The organism is Natrinema sp. DC36 (genome assembly GCF_020405225.1).
GTDB lineage: Archaea > Halobacteriota > Halobacteria > Halobacteriales > Natrialbaceae > Natrinema.
This window is the reverse complement of sequence record NZ_CP084472.1, coordinates 1756051-1773813: the sequence shown is the minus strand read 5'-3', so window position 1 is coordinate 1773813 and position 17763 is coordinate 1756051. Positions and strand designations below refer to the sequence as shown.

Here is a 17763-nt window from a genome sequence, read left to right as displayed (position 1 = left end):
CGTCGTCTCATGCTCTGCAGCCCGTTTCGGACTCGTCCCGCGAAAATCGGACCGAGCTACCGCTCGGGATGCGTCGGCGCGTCGAATCCGCCGCGGACGAGCGGCTTCGCGACGTGTCGGCGCGCACACGGCGGCACCTCGTACCACCCCGGCTCGAGGTCGCGCTCGAGCGATCGTTCCGCTTTCCCCGCAGCGTCAGTCCCGCAATCCCGGCAGCGATAGCCCTGATTCCGGCCGGCGCTCTCCATCGTTCGCTCGCAGCCGGGACAGATCGGGGTGACCCGCTCGGTTCGCACGAGGTCGCGGACGGCGAACTTCTCGAGTTTGAGCGTTCCGCTGGACACTTCGCCGCAGGCCGTAATCCGGTCACCGACGCGTAGCGCTCGAACGTGATTCCGAAAGCGCTTCGTCGGCTCGAAGGCGGCGCACGCGAGTCGGTTCGCCGATTCGTCACCGGTCGTCTCGTCAGTGGCCACACCGCCGTTAGTCGTATTGTCGTTGGCCGAACCGTTGTTAGCCGCATTATCGTTGGCCGCACCGTCAGTGGCCCCGTTGTCACCGGTTGGCGACTCCAGAGTAACGAACACGTGTCCGCCGCGTCGCGTTTCGGGTTCGCTCGCGACCCACCCCTCGAGCCGGTAGGCTCGGCCGTCCGCGACGTCTCCGATCGCGCCGTCTTGCAGGTGAACGTCGGTCCCCTGATTGGTCACGAAGCGCTGGCTCGCGGCGACGGGTTCGCTCTCGATTCGGTCGGCCACTGCTCGAACCGTGTCCGTCTCGTCGCCACGGATCCCGTACAGGATCGGGCCGGGCGTGTGCGGGACGCAGACGGTCTCGTTCTCGTCGCGGTCGACCGTGTCCCAGACGTCGGGATAGCCCCACTCCGCCGCCGCGAAGACGCTCTCGTGGTCGACCTCGCGCGGCGTCCCCCACCGCTCGGGCTCGCGATAGGCGATGTGCTCGTCGGTCCACTCCCCCAGTGCCGTCCACGCGCCGATCGCGGCCAGCGCGCCGATCCGCCCGCGGCCGTCGCCGGCGTGCCACGACCGATAGCCGTGCCGGTCGATCAGGGCCGTGGCGTCGGAAATTTCGAGGTGGTCCCGGATCGCCGCGTGCGCGAATCGACTCACGTCGTCTGCGGGAACGGTTTCGTCCGGATCGTGCGCCGCCACGACCAGTCCGGGATTCGTCCGCTCGTCGTCGGTTTCGGAACGCGCCTCGAGTCGCCCGCGAGCGATCTCGAAGGCGTGGTCGGGGTCACAATTTGTGTGAATCGCGAGCGCGGCGTTTCCCCGCGTTTTGTACTCTACGGCGGGGTTGAGCCGGACGAGGAGGAGCCTCGAGACGCTCGCCGAGTCGGCGTTCCGGAGCCGGTCGGCGATCTCCCTGGCGACGTACGTCGTACACATGCCCCGCTCGCGCGAGTCGGTATCGTCGATCCCGACGACGGTCATCGCCCGTGCTTGCACGCCGGTCGAGTAACGCCTTTCGGGATCTCCGTCGCTGCAGTCGCGTAATCACCTATATAAGTATACTCCCGATACGACCCGCAATCGCGACACGGGACACGGACATCCCGGGGAAAACGTCTTATAGGAGGAATCGCTTACAACCCCGTATGTCCCGCTCCGCACTAGTCGGTAACGTGACCGCGATGTTAGAGGACGCGGGATTCATGGTGAGTGATCGGTGTGCGATTCGACCGAAGAGTTTCGATATCGCCGCCCGACGCGGTGAGGACCTCGTCCTCGTCAAAATCCTCGCGAATATCGACGCGTTCAACCGGGCGACCGGCCAGGAGATGCGACGCCTGGGAACCTACCTCAACGCGACGCCCCTGGTCATCGGCCTGCGCAGCCGCGACGAAGATCTGAAACCCGACGTCGTCTACTTCCGACACGGCGTCCCGGTTTTCAGTCCCGATACGGCGTACAACCTGTTCATCGAGGAAGTCCCGCCGCTGATCTACGCCGCCCCCGGCGGCCTCTACGTCAACATCGACGGCAACCTGCTGGCCGACGAGCGCGAGGACCGCGACTGGAGCCTCGGCCAACTCGCCAGCGAACTCGGCGTCTCCCGGCGGACGGTCTCGAAGTACGAGGACGGCATGAACGCCTCCGTCGAGGTCGCGATGACGCTCGAGGAGATGTTCGACGCCCCGCTCACGAGCCCCGTCGACGTACTCGAGGGGGCCGACGACGTCCACGAGAGCGAGGCGACGCCGGACGATCCCGACGCGGATCCGGACGACGAACAGGTGGTCGCCGTTCTCACGAGGGCCGGCTACAGCGTCCATCCGACGGCACGGTCGCCGTTTACGGCCGTCAGCGAGGACGAGGACGACAGCGATATCGTCCTCACCGGCCACTCGAAATTTACGAAGGCCGCGGAGAAACGCGCCCGGATCATGAGTTCGATCGGCCAGGTCACGCGCACGCAATCCGTCTACGTCGTCGACCGGGCGAAACGGGAGTCCGTCGACGGCACCGCGCTGGTCGAGCGCGACGAACTCGCGGAATTCCGGAACACCGACGAGCTTCGAGACGTCATTCGAGAGCGCTCCGAGTACGAAGAAGCGGCCTGATCCGGTCGGAAACACTTACGCCGAACGACAATTTTTCGAGTACTGACCGCGAGGAACACCTATGGAGGGCCAGTGGACCGTCGCAATCGTCAGTCGGCACCGCGCGTTCCTCGTTCTCACCCTCGCAGTTCTCGGACTCGTCTTCAACTACGGGACGACCGTCACGACGGCGGCCGATGCAGCGGTGTTCGGCGGCATCTACGTTGTTGGCGGCTACCTCGTATTCACGGTATTCAGCCTGCTTTCGAACCGATTCTGGTGGGACCTGTAATTCCAGGTATCGTTGCCGAACTACCTTCGAGGGAGCGAACTGCGATCGAGTATCCGAACTCAGGCCGCGCCGTTGCCGTACGTTTCCTCGAGGTACGCGACGATATCGTCGCTCTCGCTCATCCCGTCGACGCCGTTCGCCTCGTCGACGATGACCGGCACGCCGGTCTGGCCGCTGACGTTCTCGACTTCGGTGCGCTCGTCGTGCGAGCGCGGCACCTCGATGGTATCGTACTCGAGCTCGAGGTCGTCGAGCTTTGAGCGGACCTTCGCACAGAACGGACAGCCGGGAAGCTCGTACATCGTGATGTCTGCCATACGAGCGTATTGCTGCGGAAGACGTATTATCCCACCGGTCGACCGGGCAGTTGCCGGAACCGAGGGTGTTGAGGGCACCTGCGGTCATATCGGGGAAGAACAGCCGTCGGCGACGGAGATCGGCGGTCGACGCTAGAACGAGACCATTCCAGCGTCGACGGCGAAGAAGACGGCAAAGTAGAGGATGAACGCGGCGGCGAGCACCCACTGCCCGACGGAGACGTCTTCGGTTTCACCCGTCGCGGCTTTGACGATCGGGTAGCTGATGATCCCGGCGGCGAGTCCGTTCGAGATCGACGCGGTCAGCGGCATGACCGTGATCGTCAGCCCGGCGGAGATCGCCCAGGCCGGATCCTGCCAGTCGATGTCGGTGACGCCCTGTAGCATGATGATCCCGACGACGACCAGCGCGAGGTACGACGCGTACTGCGGGATGGCACCGATCAGCGGCACGATGAGCAGGGAGAGCACGAAGAGGAGGCCGACGACGAGAGCGGTGAAGCCGGTTCGCCCGCCTTCCTCGACGCCGGTCGACGATTCGATGTATGTCGTCACCGTCGACGTTCCGACCATCGCACCGAGGGTGGTGCCGATCGCGTCGGCCATCAACGGCTTCTCGATTTCGGGGAGGTCACCGTCCTCATCGAGGAATCCGCCGATCTGCGAGACGCCGATAAGGGTCCCGGCCGTGTCGAAGAAGTCGACGAAGAAGAACGTGAAGACGACCAGCGCGAACACGAGCGGGTCGTCGGTGATCATCCCGAGGCCGTCGACGAAGCCGGCGGCCAGCGGCGTGAAGTCGTACTGGACGTTCGCGATCAGACTCAGGATCCCGTCACTGGAGATCTGATCGTAGGTGGTGGCGGGAACGAGCGTTCCCGGGGAGACGACGCCGGCGACGGTCAGTACCCACCCGGCGACGGCAGTGGCGAGGATTCCGATGACGATCGATCCGCGAGTCCCACGAGCGTGAAGGATGAGCATCAGCGCGAGGCCGACGACCGAAAGCGCTGCGACCGCGCTCGTCGCGACGTTACCCAGCGTGACGAGCGTGTCCGGATGGTCCACGACGATCTGCATCTCCTGGAGTCCCAGAAAGAGCAGGTAGACGCCGATCCCGGCCCCGACCGCGAACTTGACGGGTTCGGGGAACAGTTCGATGATGTATTTCCGCGCGCCGACCGCCGTCAGCGCGATGAAAATAATCCCTTCCACGAAAACGGCCGCGAGCGCGACCTGCCACGGGACGCCGAGGCCGATGACGACCGTGAACGCGAAGAACGCGTTCAGCCCCATCCCGGGCGCGAGGCCGAACGGTCTGTTGGCCCAGAACGCCATGACGAAGATGGCGACCGCCGACGCGAGGATCGTCGCGACGGCGATCATCTGCTGGACTTCGCCGGCATCGTAGCCCTCGAGCGCGATCGCCTCGCTGAGAATGAGCGGATTGACGACGATGATGTACGACATCGCGAGGAACGTCGTTATTCCCGCGACCGTTTCCGTCCCGAGGTCGGTATCGTGTTCGTCGAACCCGAAGTACGCCGCGAGTGTCTCGAATGCCCCCATATTGGATGCTCGAGCATAACAACACCGATTAGTTAAAGGTTCTTGTCCGAATCGGCCAGTTTTTGGGCACGGACGTGGGTATCGTCGAAAATTTCACATTTATTTCACTCGATTCCTCGTGGCGGTCGGGGGATCGGACGAAACCCTCGTGAGCGAGGCGAGGGTCCATCGCGGCCGAAGGGGGACCCATCGCGGTCGAAACGGGAGTTCTCGCGGGCGGGACCAACGTATTTCACTACGGGGCGCGTACCGTGATACCATGAGGTTTGTCATCGTGGGATACGGTCGGGTCGGGTCGCGGACGGCGACGATCCTCGCGGAGGAAGGCCACGAGGTCCGCATCGTCGATGAGAACACGGACCGGATCGAACGCGCCACTACTGACGGGTTCGAGACGGTACACGGCGACGGCGCTGACGAAGACGTCCTCGTCGACGCAGGGATCGAAACCGCGGATGCGATCGGCGCGTTCACGCCCGATCTCAACGTTAACTTCTCCGCGTGTATGGTCGGCACCCACCACGGCTGTCGGACCGTTCTCCGGATCGACGAGGACTACCGCGAGGACATCTACGAGAAGTACGCCGAGGAGGTCGACGAGATCATCTACCCCGAACGGCTCGGTGCTGCGGGCGCGAAGACCGCCCTGCTCGGGGGTGACTTCAACGTCGTCGCCGATCTCGCCGAGAACCTCCAGTTGACCGTCCTCGAGATTCGGGACGGATCGCCGGCGGTCGGCAAACGAATGAGCGAACTCGAGTTGCCCGAGTCCGCGCGGATCTACGCCCACGGCCGCGCTCGGGAGTCGCTGACGATCCCGCTCCCGGGGACCGAACTCGAGGCCGGAGACGAGGTCGCGGTCATCACCGATGCGGATCGCGCCGAGGAGGTTCGGTCGACGTTGTCGCCCGCAAACGCATAGTCGGGTCGTCTCCGGGCTCGAATCGGCCCTCGAACCAGCCGCTGTGACTCGATCAGGCTGGTCGACGCGACAAAAGGGGGAGAGAAACGGGAGCAGGCGCGCAGGCGGATGGGTGGGGGAGGGGTGGGGAGGCCGCCTCGCGCCTGTTCCTTCCGTCGCGCCGGTACCCAATAAAACCGCGTCAGACGATCGACTGACGGCGGTCAGACGGACTGCTGTCAGCCGGTTTCGGTGCACCTGCAGGGCGGTCGCGATCGCGCCGGGAAACCGGGACGGAAATCCGTCTCAGACCGCGCTCTCGGCGGGAACTGTTACCGGACTCGTCAGGACCAGCGGACGATCCATCGCCCACAGCCAGCCGACGATCCATCGCCCACAGCCAGCCGACGACCCCAACTCGCTCACTGCCGGCCGACGATAGCGGCTCAGTCGTCGCTTTCGTCCTCGTCCTCGAGGCGGAAGACGAGGACGTTCTGGTGGACCATCGAGGGGACGAAGGAGAACGGATAGCCGTAGACGTGGAGGTCCTTCGTGGGATCGTACCAGATCAGATTCGCCGCGAGGGTCAGCGGCGCGGTCGACTCGATCGCCCGCGCGAGATCCGCCGAGAGGAACTCGTAGGACTGTTCGCGGTACATATCGCCGATGAAGACGACGACGTGGCCGTCCGGCGCGACGGCGTCGGTGAACCGGTCGAACTTGCCCGCCATATCGTCGAGCCACTCGGCTTTCGTCTGTCGATCGCCGGGACTGGTCCCCGAATCGGCATCGGCGGTCGCATCGCGACCATCGGTTTCGGCGTCTGGTGTGTCGGGAGCGCCGGCAGCGCCATCGAACGAGCCCAGTTTGCTCTCGCGCGTCTGGCGTTCGTTGCGCGTCTGCTCGAGTTCGTCCATGTGCCAGTAGGGGACGTCGGTCAGGAGGAGGCCGATCGAGTCGTCGGACACGTCCTCGATCAGGTCGGCGCAGTCGCCGTGGCGCAGCTCCTGTTCGGCCAGCGGCGGTTCACCACGCTCGCGGCGTTCGTCGTTCTCCCGCTCGAGGACCGTCTCGTAGATCTCGATCCATCGTCTGGTCTGCTCGAAGCCGATCGCCTCCCGAAGGCCGGTGCCTTCGTGTTCGCAGAAGCTCGCGCCCAACAGGGTGCCGCCGACGCCCGCGAAGGGATCGAGGACGGTGTCTCCGGCCTTGCTGAATCGATCGATCAGCTCCGCGCAGAGTCGCGGGGGCTTCTGGCCGCCGTGTTCGCTGCGCAGGTCGTGCTGGACGGCTGGGGGATAGCCCTCGGGAATCACCGACTTGGTGGCGTACTTCCACTCCTTGCCCGTGAGGTCGTTCACCCGGTTGCGCTCGTCGTAGATCCCTCTGTCTTCGACGTAGCACTGGTGATCCGCGAGGTCGTCGGTATCGATCACCTCGCCGTCCTCGACCGGTAGGGACTCCTCCCGCGCGCGGTCGGCGTCGAACTCGCCGTCGTCGTCCGTGAACAGGCGGCTCTGGCGGTGCCGGTCGCCGTCGTCTGCCATACCTCGAGTGCTCACTCGGATCGCTTAAACACCCGTGCCTCCGGTCGAACGGTCGGGTCGATCGCCCTTTCCGCTTGCCCGCCGTTTTTTACGCTGCCCTTCGAACGGATCTGCTATCGATGGTGCCCGTCGGCGATGTCGTCCTGTTCGGTATCAGCGTTCTCGCCCTGTGGATCGGAGCGCGACTGCTCGTCACCGGTGCCTCGAGTCTCGCCAGCGCGGCTGGCGTCTCCGCGCTCGTCGTCGGCCTCACGGTCGTCGCCTTCGGAACCTCGGCTCCCGAGGTCGTCGTTTCGACCGAGGCCGCGCTCGAGGGTCGAGGCGACGTCTCGGTCGGGAACGTCGTCGGTTCGAACGTGTTCAACCTCGGCGTGATTCTCGGCCTCGTCGCCGTGATTTCGCCGTTTCGCGTCGCGGAAACGCTGCTCCGCCGCGACGCGCTCGCGATGGCCGCATCGACGATCGTCGCGGCCGCCGTCCTCGCCGACGGCGTCGTCTCGCGGCTCGACGGCGCGATCCTGCTCGCACTGTTGGTCGGCTATCTGGGCGCGCTCGCCGTCGCGATTCGAAGGGATACCGCTGGTGACGGCGATAAGAGGCGACCCGAGGCGACCGACGGAGCGACGCTCCCGCCCGACGGTCAAGACGGACGCGAGGTCCGGTTCGGTCTCGAGGCCGGGCGCGTCCTCGCCGGCCTGCTTCTCGTGATCGTCGGCGGACGCATACTGGTCGACTCGGCGGTGGGACTCGCCCTCGCCGCCGGGGTCTCGGAGTGGGCGATCGGCGCGACGGTCGTCGCGGCCGGGACCTCGATACCGGAACTCGTGACCTCCGTCGTGGCCGCACGCGGAGACGACGTGAGTATCGCCGCGGGGAACGTCATCGGATCGAACGTGTTCAACGTCGTCGGCGTGCTGGGGATCGCCGCCGTCGTCAGACCGCTGACCGTCGACCCGGCCGTCTTCGTCGCGCTGGCGTGGCTGGCCGCACTGACCGCGTTCGCGACGGTCGTACTCGCGACCGGGCGGTGGCTGACCCGACTCGAGGGCGTCGCTCTCGTGATCCTCGGAGCGGGGTACTCGGTCGCGAGTCTGGTGTTCTAAGCCGTTGGTCGACCGGATATCGGTCGACTCCGTCCGTCGTGGAACCCCGGTGACACGAGGGTTAGCGAGAGCCTTTGTCGTTCCGGGCCCTTCGTTCGACTATGAACATGCTCGTCGACGGCGAGTGGCGGACCGACGCGGGTGAGTACACCGACGACGACGGCTCGTTCGAACGCCAGGAAACGAACTTTCGGAACGAGATTCGAGACGATCCCGACGCTCGATTCCAGCCCGAGGCGGGTCGGTACCACCTCTACGTCTCCTCCGCCTGCCCGTGGGCCCACCGGACGCTAGTGACGCGGGCGCTGAAGGGACTCGAGGACGCGATCTCCGTCTCGGTCGTCGATCCCTACCGCGACGAGGACGGCTGGCAGTTCACCCCCGAGAAGGCGGGCTGTACGCCGGATCACGTCCACGGAGCGGATTTCCTCCGGGAGTTGTACGTGCGCGCGGATCCGGACGCGACCTGTCGCGTGACGGTGCCGGTGCTCTGGGACAAACAGGAGGACACCATCGTCAACAACGAGTCCGAAGAGATCATGCGGATGCTCGACACTGAGTTCCACGAGACCGCTTCGCGAGACGTGGACCTCTACCCCGAGGGCTATCGAGACGAGGTCGACCGGATCATCGACGAGATCTACGAGCCGATCAACAACGGCGTCTATCGTGCGGGCTTCGCGACGAAACAGGAGCCCTACGACGAGGCAGTCGACGACCTCTTCGCGGCGCTCGATCACTGGGACGAGGTGCTGGCAGACCAGCGCTATCTCGCCGGTGATCGGCTTACTGAGGCCGATATCGCGATGTTCACGACGCTCGTCCGATTTGACAACGTCTACCATACGCACTTCATGTGTAACGTCCAGTACGTTCGCGAGTACGACAACCTCTGGCCGTACCTTCGCGACCTCTACGGGACGTCAGGCGTCGCTCAAACGGTAAACATGGATCATATCAAGGAACACTACTACACGACCCACCCCGACGTGAACCCCCACGGAATCGTCGCCCGCGGACCCGCCCTCGAGTTCGAGGCACCCCACGACCGCGACGAGCTGCCGGGCGGCCCGCCGTCCGACCTCGTCGCGGCCGCGAACGCCGACGACTAGCGAGGACTCGTCCTGCAGAGAACGACGGGACGGCGGCGTTAGGATTCGGCTGCCGTCTGGTCGGCGTCCGCGTCTGCCGGTTCGGCGTCTTCGGCCTCGGTATCTTCAGTGTCCGCGTCTTCGGGTTCGGATTCGGCGGCTTCGAGACGGTCGGAGCCAGTGTGGCCGGATTCGCGTCGCCAGGTCTCGAAGCTGTGGTCGAACTCCTCCTCGGAGACGAACACTTTCCAGAGAATCCACACGGGGATGAGAACGGGGATTAACGGGAGGAGAACGATTACGAGTACTGCACCCATAATATAGCCGAACAGGGACATCTGGGTGTTCGGCCCGTAGCCCGATGACTCGGACACCTTGACTGACATGTGCGACGCTACGAACGTGGCGCTATTCCGTCTTTCGAATCCGTGGGTCCCTCGAGGAAACGAACGGGCCCGTCTCAGCGGTCGCCACGAGTTAGGCGATCACGTCGTCTCGAGTCCGTCATGGCCGTCCGACTCGTCGCTCAGGACCGCCTCAGCGTCGTCTTGTGGCCGGTACTCGAGGGCCTGCATGGTCTCTGCGAGCGAGAGGAACCGCTCCGAGTTGTCGGAGATCCCGTGGGTGATCAGGGGAGACTCCGGGAGCGTCGCCGTCGCAGCAGCGTCGAGCAGCCGCCGACAGTCGTCGGGGCTTAGCCACATCGCGCGGGCGTAGCGCTCGCCGGCACCGTCGCGTTCGTCGCACTCCTGGCGGAGTTCGTCGCGGGTGAGCAGCCAGCCGATCCGGAGGTTTACCACCTCGAACCCGTGTCGCTTGGCGTAGTACGACCCCATCGCCTCGCCGAAGACCTTCGTGACGCCGTAGAAGGTGTCCGGATCGGTCGAATCGCTCGGCCGGACGATCTCGGGGCTCCCGACCGTCGACTCGGGCCGGATCGCCGAGACGGTGTTTCGCATGTTGACCGCGTGGTTCGAACTCGCGAAGACCACCCGCTTGAGGTCGTTCTCGACTGCGGCCTCGAAGGCGTTGCAGAGGCCGTCGACGTTCGGCCCGCGCACCTCGTCCCACGACGCACGCGGCGAGGCGTTGGCCGCGAGGTGGATCAGCACGTCCTGGCCCTCGAGCGCGTCGACGAACGCCTCGCGGTCGGTGATCTCGAGGGGTGTCGCGTCCAGATCCTCGGTCTCGCTGTGGGAAAAGAGCGTGAGATCGTGGTCGTCCGGAAACGCGTCGATGGCTTCCCGGCCGACGTTCCCCGCCGCACCGGTGATCGCGATGTTCGTCATACCTGAGAGACGGCAACGAGGCCGAAATAGGTCTGGCCAGCGTCTTCCGGCCTAGTACTGTAGAATCGAGTTAGTTGCCAGTAGTTAGCACTACGATTTCTTTAGTCAGAATTATCCGTGAAAACCACGCTAAGTATAGGCGAAGGCGTTATCGCGACGAGCATCTGCGAACGAAGTGAGCAGTTCACCGGCGGAGCGGGCGAAGCCCGCGAAGGTAGCCTTTTTAGTGTAGCTTTTTGCGCCGAGCGGTTCGAGCGACCGTAGGGAGCGAGGTCGTTCAAAACGGCTCTGCCCTTTTGTGACTGAGCGAAGCGGAGCTAAGCGGGAACGAAGTTCCCGCGAGGTCATCGGGACGTATGTCCCGCTAGACTTCGCGATGTCCGCGAAACCGAAGGCTTCGCTTGATGCGAGAAATCTCCGATTTCTCAGCAACCCGCAGCAAAAAGGGACGTCTGAGACGGTGCGTTTACACGCACCCCAGCCGAAGCGCCGGCAATGAGAGATCCAGACGGACTGATCGCCCGGGCGGGCGTCCGCGGCGATCCGGACCGCGACCAGCACTTCCTCGTCGACGACCGGGTGCTGGATCGGCTGCCAACCTACCTCACTGAGATCGACGCCGACACGAGCCACCTGCTCGAGATCGGCGGCGGAACGGGCGCGCTGACCGACCGATTGCTCGCGGTCGGCGATGAAGCCACAGTCATCGAGCGGGACCGCGAACTCGTCCAATTCTTGCGCGAGGAGTTCGCCGACGAGATCGACGCCGGGAATTTGACCGTCATCGAGGGCGACGCGCTCGAGGTCGACCTCCCCGAGTTTACCGCGTCGGTGTCGAACCTCCCCTACGGCGTCTCGAGCCAGATCGCCTTCCGACTGTTTCCGGAGAAGAAGCCGCTGGTCTTGATGTTCCAACAGGAGTTCGCCGAGCGGATGGTCGCTGAGCCCGACACGTCGGAGTACGGCCGGCTCTCGGTCTCGAGCCAGCACTACGCGGATATCGAACTCGTCGAGTCGATCCCGAAGGAGGCGTTTTCGCCGCCGCCGGCCGTCCAGAGCGCGGTGGTTCGAGCGGTCCCGCGAGAACCCGATTACGCGGTCGAGGACGAGGAGTTCTTCCTGCGATTCGTCAAGGCCCTGTTCACCCAGCGCCGGAAGACGATCCGGAACGCGATCAGGAACACGGGTCACATCTCCGGACTCTCGGAGCCGGAGGCGGTCGTCGACGCGGCGGACGAGGACGTGCTCCGGAAGCGGGCCGGCGCGATGGCACCGGCGGAGTTCGCCGCGCTGGCCCAGCTCGCGCGGGACGTCGGAGAGCCGACCGACGACTAATATCGGTCGACGAGCGCTCGAGCGGCGAGACAGCCTCGACTCGCGTCGAACCACTGAACGGTGCGAACCAACCAACGGATACTCAAAGCTGCGCGAACGACAGATCGGCGAGACGAACGCATGTTCGAACTACTGACGGAGCTCGACTGGCTGTCGGAGGCGATTCCGACGACCGAGCTCAAACTCGCGGTGTCTCTCGCGGCGGTCGGGACCGTGATCGCCGTGCTTCTCTCCTACCGTCGGCTCCACGCGTGGCTCTGCGAGCGGGCGAGGCCGCTGTACGCGGACATCGTCTCGATGTCGCTGCTCATCGTCAGTTGCCTCGCGAGTATCGCCGTTATGACCGGCGTCTGGGGCCGCACAGACGAGATTCAGCGGCTCTATTTGGATCTCGGTTTGAGCAGCGACGCCGTGGCGCGTGCACTCTTTTCGTTTCTCCTGCTCGTCGTGACGGTCATCGTCACCCGGTTCGTCGCCCGGCTGATCGAGGAGGTCTTCAACTCGTCGACGGCAGTGACGGCCCACCAGCGCAAGGTGACACACCGACTCTCGCAGGTGATCATCTGGTCCGTCTCGATCGTGGTCGTTCTGGGTATCTGGATCGAGGATCTCGGTAGCCTGCTGGTCGGAGCCGGCTTCCTCGGGATCGTCCTCGGGATGGCCGCCCGCCAGACCCTCGGGACGATGCTCTCGGGGTTCGTCCTGATGTTCGCCCGCCCCTTCGAAATCGGCGACTGGATCGAAGTCGAAGACAACGAGGGGATCGTCACCGACATCTCGATCGTGAACACCCAGCTCCGGTCGTTCGACGGCGAGTACATCATGATCCCGAACGACGTCATCGCCTCGAGTATGGTGACGAACCGCTCGAAGCGAGGTCGCCTGCGACTCGAGGTCGAGGTCGGGGTCGACTACGGGACCGACGTCGAACGCGCCGCCGACCTCGCGGAAAACGCGATCGACGAGGTCGACGAGGCGATCGCCGCGCCGTCGCCGCAGGTCGTCGGGAAGTCCTTCGGGGACTCGGCAGTCGTGCTCGGCGTCCGGTTCTGGATCGACAAGCCGAGCGCCAGACGCCACTGGAAGGCCCGGACCGCCGCGATCAACGCCATCAAGCGGGCGTTCGAGGCCGAGGACATCAAGATCCCGTACCCGCAACGCGAACTCTCGGGGCGCGCCGAAACCGGCGGCTTCCGGATCGCCGACGAGAGCGAGGCGACGCCCGCCGCGAAGAACGCGACGGCTGAGAACGCGACGGCTGACGACAACGCGCGCGAACAACAGATGACGACACCGGAGGAGAACTAGATGGGACTCGAGGACAGACGCGCGCAGGAACCGGACGTCTACCAGCCCGCCGAGGACTCGCACCTGCTGGCCGAGGCGGCCTGCGAGCGACTCGAGGCGAGCGATCTCGTGCTCGAGGTGGGAACCGGCTCGGGCTACGTCGCCCGACAGATCGCCGACGGAACGGGGGCTCGCGTGATCGCGTCGGACCTGAACCCCCACGCCGTTCGTCAGGCTCGGTCGGCGGGCGTCGAGACGGTGCAGGCAGATCTCGTCTCGCCGTTTCGGGACGGCGCGTTCGACGCGGTCGTCTTCAATCCGCCGTACCTGCCGACCGATCCCGAAAACGAGTGGGACGACTGGATGGAACACGCGCTGTCGGGCGGCGAGGACGGTCGGGCCGTCATCGACCCGTTCCTCGCGAACGTCGGTCGGGTACTCGCTCCCGGCGGCTGCGTCTTCCTGCTGGTCAGCAGCCTGACGGGGGTCGACGAGGTGGTTGAAGAAGCCGGCGAGCACGGCTTCAGCGCCGTCGCCGTCGCCGACGAGTCGTTCCCCTTCGAGACGCTGACCGTCCTCGAGTTGCTCCGATAGCGGCCCAGATTGGAGTTCCGGAATACGTCACCCGAAGATTAATTTCGGATGAGTTGGAGGTTCCGAGTGATGCCCTCCACTCGACGAACGCTACTGACGAGCGTCGGCGCGACTGGTGTGAGCGTCGCGCTCGCGGGCTGTTCACTACTCTCGCGGCGCAGAGGTCCAGATGAGCCGCCGCCGTCGGGCGTCGAACGTCTACCGGATCCCGGGAACAGCGCCCGCGGGGCCAACGGCGAGTGGTCGACGTTCGGCTGCAATGCGGCCAACACCCGCGAGATCGGTGACGGCAAGGCCCCGGTCGACGGTGTCACCGAGCGCTGGCGGGTCGAGGTCTCACAACTCACCTATCAGGCACCGGTCGTCGCCGGCGGGCGCGTCTACCAGCCTGACGTGGACACCCTTCGAGTTCTCGACGCCGCGGAGGGGACGGAACTGTGGACGGCCGAGGACGTCAAGCGGGTGCCGCTGCTCTGGAACGACGTCGCCTACGTTTCGACCGGGAACGCGATTCTCGCGCTCGAGGCCGAGACGGGCGAACAGCTGTGGGAACGGAAACTCGAGACGCCCGGTGTGGTGACGACGCCGGCGACGCGCGCCGGTGAGCAACTCGTCTGTGGCGCAGGGGAACGAGTCGTCGCGCTCGATCCCGCCGACGGGACGGTTCGGTGGGACCGCGAGGACTTCGGACAGGTCCAGGACCATCCTGCCGTCTTCATGGCGTACTGGTTCGTCATCACCACTCGAGCCGGGATGGTGTATTTGCTGGACAGGGACGGAATGGGTGGACGGCGGTGGCAACTACCTGCCGAGCCGACGGCTCCACCCAGCGCGGACACTGACTTGGTCTACGTCAACTGCAGAGACGGAACGACGTACGCGCTGATGGACGATGGGATATCGAACCCGACGCGCAATTGGACGGCCGATTCCGGCTGGGCCGACCACGGCATTGCCGTGGCCGACGGGCTCGTTCTCGTCGCAAACGGTCAGGAGCTTCACGCCGTCGATACCGAATTCGGTGATCGACACTGGAAACACGACATCGGCGACTGGCGACACACCGCGCCGGCGTACGGTCGCGACACCGTTTTCGTCGGCGGCGATCGCCTCCGCGCACTGGACCCGACGCCGGGTGACAGTCCGAGCGGGGGTCCCACGCTCCGGTTCGAGCGCGAGTTCGCGGGACGGGTCGGGCCGGGGCCGGTCCTCGACGACGGCACGATCTACGTCGTCGCGCGGGTCGATGACGAGACCGACGCCCTGCTGGCACTGGAGTGATTCTGCCAATCCCACCGCGGAGTCTCGTACACCCGAGCAGACCCACTGATCGATAGCGGTCCGTCTCGGTTTCGGGCCGACAGCTGTTCGTCGGGTAGCAGCCGCGTGGTGCTTGTTCACTCACGTCTCGAAATCGAACCCGGAATCCGCCGAAACCCGTCGAAATTACTGGAGTGTATTAGAACGGATGGAAAATATTAAGCGTCGGTATAGCCTAGCTGGGGACACGATGACTGAGTACGTTTCGACCACGCCGGGGCTGTATCCGCTCCCGGACTGGGCGAAAGACGACCTTTCGGACCTCAAAGGGCACCAGAAACACGACCTCATCAGCGGCGACGAGGGTGAAGAAATCACTGCGGCCTACGAGGAAGCCCGTGAAGAAGTGATCGAGGTCCAGCAGGACGCCGGACTCGACCGAATCGTCGAAGGCCAACTGCGCTGGGACGACATGCTCGCCCACCCGCTGGCCGTCGCCGACGCCGTCGAGACCCGCGGGATCGTCCGCTACTACGACAACAACAACTTCTATCGAGAGCCGGTCGTGCAGGACGATCTCGAGCCCACCGGCGACATCGCGGCCGAACTCGAGGCGACTGCGGAACTGATCGACGGCGACGACCTGCAGGCCGTCCTTCCCGGCCCGTACTCGCTGGCCGATCTTGCAACCGACGAACAGTACGGCGACGATGCGGAGTTCCTCGGCGCGATCGCCGAGTTCCTCGAGGGCGAGGTCGACGCCTTTCCCGAGCACGAGACCCTGTTCCTGCTCGAGCCGTCGCTGGTCGAGAACGCGCCCGCGGACGGCGACGATGAGCGCGCAAGCGAGGCGATCGATCGAGTCGCGAGCGCGACGGACGCCGACGTCGTCGTCCAGCCCTACTGGGGCGCACTCGAGGAGAAGGTCTACGCGCACCTGCTCGACGCGGACATCGACGCGGTCGGCTTCGACTTCGTCGCGAACCAGGACGACAACCTCTACAACATTCAGGAGTACGGCGCACCCGACGATGTCGCGCTGGGCCTGGCTGACGGCCAGAACACGCTCGTCGAGGATCCCGAGGCGATCCGCGAGCGGACCGAGTGGGTCGAGGGGCAACTCGGCGTCACCGAGTTCGAGACGGTCTACCTGACGACGAACACGGAACCGTTCTACCTGCCCTACGGCAAGTACGTGGAGAAACTCGAGGTACTCGCGGAAGCCGCGGACCTCGCGGAGGTGAAAGCAGCATGACGAACGAGAACAAAGATCAGTTCCGACAGCCGGATCACGAGCACGACCACTTCCTGCTGACGACCGTCGTCGGCAGTTATCCCAAGCCCAAGTGGCTCAACCGCGCGAAGGAACTCTACAAGGACGAAGATCACGGCTTCGACGAGGACGACTATCAGGAGGCGAAGGACGACGCGGCCCGTCTTATCACGAACGAGCACGAACGTGCCGGTCTCGACGTCGTCGTCGACGGCGAGATGCGGCGCAACGAGATGGTCGAGTTCTTCGCCCACCGAATCGAGGGCTACGAGTTCAACGGCCCCGTCAAGGTCTGGGGCCACAACTACTTCGACAAGCCGAGCGTCGTCAGCGAGGTCGAGTACGAGGACAGTTGGCTCGTCGACGAGTACGAGTTCACCGCGGCCGCCAGCGACCGACCGGTCAAGGTCCCGATCACTGGACCCTACACCCTAGCGAACTGGTCGTTCAACGAGGCCTACGATGACGACGACGAACTCACCCTCGAGCTCGCCGACCTCGTCAACGAGGAGATCGAGAAACTCGTCGACGCCGGCGCGCGCTACATCCAGATCGACGAGCCCGCGCTCGCGACGACGCCCGACGACCACGCCATCGTCGGCGAGGCCTTAGAGCACATCGTCGCCGACATCCCCGAGGAGGTCCGCATCGGCCTCCACGTCTGTTACGGCGACTACTCCCGCATCTACCCCGAGATCCTCGAGTTCCCGGTCGACGAGTTCGATCTCGAACTCGCGAACGGCGACTACGAGCAGCTCGACGTGTTCAAGGACCCCGAGTTCTCCAAGGATCTCGCGCTCGGCGTCTGCGACGCCCACGTCGCCGAGGTCGAGTCCGTCGAGCAGATCGAGGCGAACATCAAGAAGGGGCTCGAGGTCGTCCCGCCGGAACAGCTCGTCGTCTCGCCGGACTGCGGCGTGAAGCTGCTGCCCCGCGAGGTCGCCTACGGCAAGATGGCGAACATGGTCGAGGCGGCCCGGAACGTTGAGGCGGACCTCGATGCGGGCGAGATCGATGTCGAGCCCGGTGCGCCGACGCCGGCCGACGACTGATTCGGTTCACCGATACACCGCGCATCCGTTTTTCTCTCGTCCGATTGGTCTCTCCTCGAGTTCCGTTTCGCATCCGTCGTCGACAGCGACGACGGCGCGCGTCGACGATGGATCGAACGATCGGTCCCCTCCCTCGAGACTCGGCGCAACTCATAGTGCGCTCGAGACAGCTGCCGTCGGCGAGTTCGGCGTATCGTTCGTTCCGTTGCCTCGTTCCATTGGCACGTTCTATTGCAGTTATCCCTATCTGATTGCGTAGAAAATATTTATTACATATCGAGTAGTAATGC

17 protein-coding genes are annotated in these 17763 nt (G+C 64.9%); 11 read left to right on the top strand and 6 right to left on the bottom strand.

Translation table 11 applies throughout. The features are described from left to right. Positions 1–56 precede the first annotated feature (56 nt). Positions 57–1454, bottom strand: coding sequence for a tRNA(Ile)(2)-agmatinylcytidine synthase (locus tag LDH74_RS09390; RefSeq protein WP_226042239.1), 1398 nt, complete (start codon positions 1452–1454; stop codon positions 57–59). Positions 1455–1618: 164 nt separating this feature from the next. Here LDH74_RS09390 and LDH74_RS09385 point away from each other — a divergent pair, with 164 nt between their 5' ends. Both LDH74_RS09385 and LDH74_RS09380 read left to right on the top strand, forming a co-directional pair. Then, a complete protein-coding gene (locus LDH74_RS09385; protein WP_226042238.1) occupies positions 1619–2584 on the top strand; it encodes a transcriptional regulator in 966 nt (321 codons plus the stop codon). 61 nt (positions 2585–2645) lie between these two features. Then, entirely contained in the window at positions 2646–2855 is a 210-nt protein-coding gene (locus LDH74_RS09380) for a hypothetical protein (protein WP_226042237.1), read from the top strand. Positions 2856–2914: 59 nt separating this feature from the next. On the opposite strand, the gene LDH74_RS09375 is transcribed toward LDH74_RS09380, so the two are convergent. Both LDH74_RS09375 and LDH74_RS09370 read right to left on the bottom strand, forming a co-directional pair. Then, positions 2915–3172: a glutaredoxin domain-containing protein gene (locus tag LDH74_RS09375; RefSeq protein WP_226042236.1), complete on the bottom strand. Its 258-nt coding sequence runs from the start codon at positions 3170–3172 to the stop codon at positions 2915–2917. Positions 3173–3304: 132 nt separating this feature from the next. Continuing rightward, the gene (locus LDH74_RS09370; protein WP_226042235.1) at positions 3305–4741 is read right to left on the bottom strand and encodes an NCS2 family permease; all 1437 of its coding nucleotides are present in this window, start codon (positions 4739–4741) and stop codon (positions 3305–3307) included. A gap of 259 nt (positions 4742–5000) precedes the next feature. On the opposite strand from LDH74_RS09370, the gene LDH74_RS09365 reads away from it, so the two are divergent. Next, the gene (locus LDH74_RS09365) at positions 5001–5663 is read left to right on the top strand and encodes a TrkA family potassium uptake protein (RefSeq protein WP_226042234.1); all 663 of its coding nucleotides are present in this window, start codon (positions 5001–5003) and stop codon (positions 5661–5663) included. A gap of 425 nt (positions 5664–6088) precedes the next feature. Here LDH74_RS09365 and LDH74_RS09360 read toward each other — a convergent pair whose 3' ends face one another. Further along, positions 6089–7189, bottom strand: a complete 1101-nt coding sequence (locus tag LDH74_RS09360; protein WP_226042233.1) for a DNA methyltransferase — start codon at positions 7187–7189, stop codon at positions 6089–6091. 119 nt (positions 7190–7308) lie between these two features. On the opposite strand from LDH74_RS09360, the gene LDH74_RS09355 reads away from it, so the two are divergent. Together LDH74_RS09355 and LDH74_RS09350 are read left to right on the top strand one after the other, a co-directional pair. Then, positions 7309–8292 (top strand): calcium/sodium antiporter, encoded by a 984-nt coding sequence (locus tag LDH74_RS09355; protein WP_226042232.1) that lies wholly within the window; start codon positions 7309–7311, stop codon positions 8290–8292. Between the two features lie 101 nt (positions 8293–8393). Continuing rightward, a complete protein-coding gene (locus LDH74_RS09350) occupies positions 8394–9404 on the top strand; it encodes a glutathione S-transferase family protein (protein WP_226042231.1) in 1011 nt (336 codons plus the stop codon). A gap of 38 nt (positions 9405–9442) precedes the next feature. Here LDH74_RS09350 and LDH74_RS09345 read toward each other — a convergent pair whose 3' ends face one another. Together LDH74_RS09345 and LDH74_RS09340 are read right to left on the bottom strand one after the other, a co-directional pair. Next, positions 9443–9769, bottom strand: coding sequence for a hypothetical protein (locus tag LDH74_RS09345; protein WP_226042230.1), 327 nt, complete (start codon positions 9767–9769; stop codon positions 9443–9445). Between the two features lie 99 nt (positions 9770–9868). Continuing rightward, positions 9869–10672 (bottom strand): NAD(P)-dependent oxidoreductase, encoded by an 804-nt coding sequence (locus LDH74_RS09340; protein ID WP_226042229.1) that lies wholly within the window; start codon positions 10670–10672, stop codon positions 9869–9871. 495 nt (positions 10673–11167) lie between these two features. Here LDH74_RS09340 and LDH74_RS09335 point away from each other — a divergent pair, with 495 nt between their 5' ends. The 6 genes from LDH74_RS09335 to LDH74_RS09310 all read left to right on the top strand — a co-directional run bounded on the left by LDH74_RS09335 (position 11168) and on the right by LDH74_RS09310 (position 17473). Beyond that, on the top strand, positions 11168–12007 hold the full coding sequence (locus tag LDH74_RS09335; RefSeq protein WP_226042228.1) for a 16S ribosomal RNA methyltransferase A: 840 nt from the start codon (positions 11168–11170) through the stop codon (positions 12005–12007). A gap of 120 nt (positions 12008–12127) precedes the next feature. Further along, on the top strand, positions 12128–13315 hold the full coding sequence (locus LDH74_RS09330; RefSeq protein ID WP_226042227.1) for a mechanosensitive ion channel family protein: 1188 nt from the start codon (positions 12128–12130) through the stop codon (positions 13313–13315). Then, complete coding sequence (locus LDH74_RS09325) at positions 13316–13888, top strand: HemK2/MTQ2 family protein methyltransferase (protein WP_226042226.1); 573 nt, start codon at positions 13316–13318, stop codon at positions 13886–13888. It abuts the gene before it with no gap. A 69-nt stretch (positions 13889–13957) separates the two neighbouring features. Beyond that, positions 13958–15169, top strand: coding sequence for a PQQ-binding-like beta-propeller repeat protein (locus LDH74_RS09320; protein WP_226042225.1), 1212 nt, complete (start codon positions 13958–13960; stop codon positions 15167–15169). Positions 15170–15398: 229 nt separating this feature from the next. Continuing rightward, a complete protein-coding gene (locus tag LDH74_RS09315) occupies positions 15399–16403 on the top strand; it encodes a 5-methyltetrahydropteroyltriglutamate--homocysteine methyltransferase (protein ID WP_226042224.1) in 1005 nt (334 codons plus the stop codon). Further along, the gene (locus LDH74_RS09310; RefSeq protein WP_226042223.1) at positions 16400–17473 is read left to right on the top strand and encodes a methionine synthase; all 1074 of its coding nucleotides are present in this window, start codon (positions 16400–16402) and stop codon (positions 17471–17473) included. Before LDH74_RS09315 ends, LDH74_RS09310 begins: the two co-directional genes overlap by 4 nt. The last annotated feature ends 290 nt before the right edge of the window (positions 17474–17763 follow it).

Coding starts and splice junctions, on each gene's coding strand:
- LDH74_RS09390 (WP_226042239.1), bottom strand. CDS start 1,454: ATGACCGTCGTCGGGATCGACGATACCGACTCGCGCGAGCGGGGCATG.
- LDH74_RS09385 (WP_226042238.1), top strand. CDS start 1,619: ATGTCCCGCTCCGCACTAGTCGGTAACGTGACCGCGATGTTAGAGGAC.
- LDH74_RS09380 (WP_226042237.1), top strand. CDS start 2,646: ATGGAGGGCCAGTGGACCGTCGCAATCGTCAGTCGGCACCGCGCGTTC.
- LDH74_RS09375 (WP_226042236.1), bottom strand. CDS start 3,172: ATGGCAGACATCACGATGTACGAGCTTCCCGGCTGTCCGTTCTGTGCG.
- LDH74_RS09370 (WP_226042235.1), bottom strand. CDS start 4,741: ATGGGGGCATTCGAGACACTCGCGGCGTACTTCGGGTTCGACGAACAC.
- LDH74_RS09365 (WP_226042234.1), top strand. CDS start 5,001: ATGAGGTTTGTCATCGTGGGATACGGTCGGGTCGGGTCGCGGACGGCG.
- LDH74_RS09360 (WP_226042233.1), bottom strand. CDS start 7,189: ATGGCAGACGACGGCGACCGGCACCGCCAGAGCCGCCTGTTCACGGAC.
- LDH74_RS09355 (WP_226042232.1), top strand. CDS start 7,309: ATGGTGCCCGTCGGCGATGTCGTCCTGTTCGGTATCAGCGTTCTCGCC.
- LDH74_RS09350 (WP_226042231.1), top strand. CDS start 8,394: ATGAACATGCTCGTCGACGGCGAGTGGCGGACCGACGCGGGTGAGTAC.
- LDH74_RS09345 (WP_226042230.1), bottom strand. CDS start 9,769: ATGTCAGTCAAGGTGTCCGAGTCATCGGGCTACGGGCCGAACACCCAG.
- LDH74_RS09340 (WP_226042229.1), bottom strand. CDS start 10,672: ATGACGAACATCGCGATCACCGGTGCGGCGGGGAACGTCGGCCGGGAA.
- LDH74_RS09335 (WP_226042228.1), top strand. CDS start 11,168: ATGAGAGATCCAGACGGACTGATCGCCCGGGCGGGCGTCCGCGGCGAT.
- LDH74_RS09330 (WP_226042227.1), top strand. CDS start 12,128: ATGTTCGAACTACTGACGGAGCTCGACTGGCTGTCGGAGGCGATTCCG.
- LDH74_RS09325 (WP_226042226.1), top strand. CDS start 13,316: ATGGGACTCGAGGACAGACGCGCGCAGGAACCGGACGTCTACCAGCCC.
- LDH74_RS09320 (WP_226042225.1), top strand. CDS start 13,958: ATGCCCTCCACTCGACGAACGCTACTGACGAGCGTCGGCGCGACTGGT.
- LDH74_RS09315 (WP_226042224.1), top strand. CDS start 15,399: ATGACTGAGTACGTTTCGACCACGCCGGGGCTGTATCCGCTCCCGGAC.
- LDH74_RS09310 (WP_226042223.1), top strand. CDS start 16,400: ATGACGAACGAGAACAAAGATCAGTTCCGACAGCCGGATCACGAGCAC.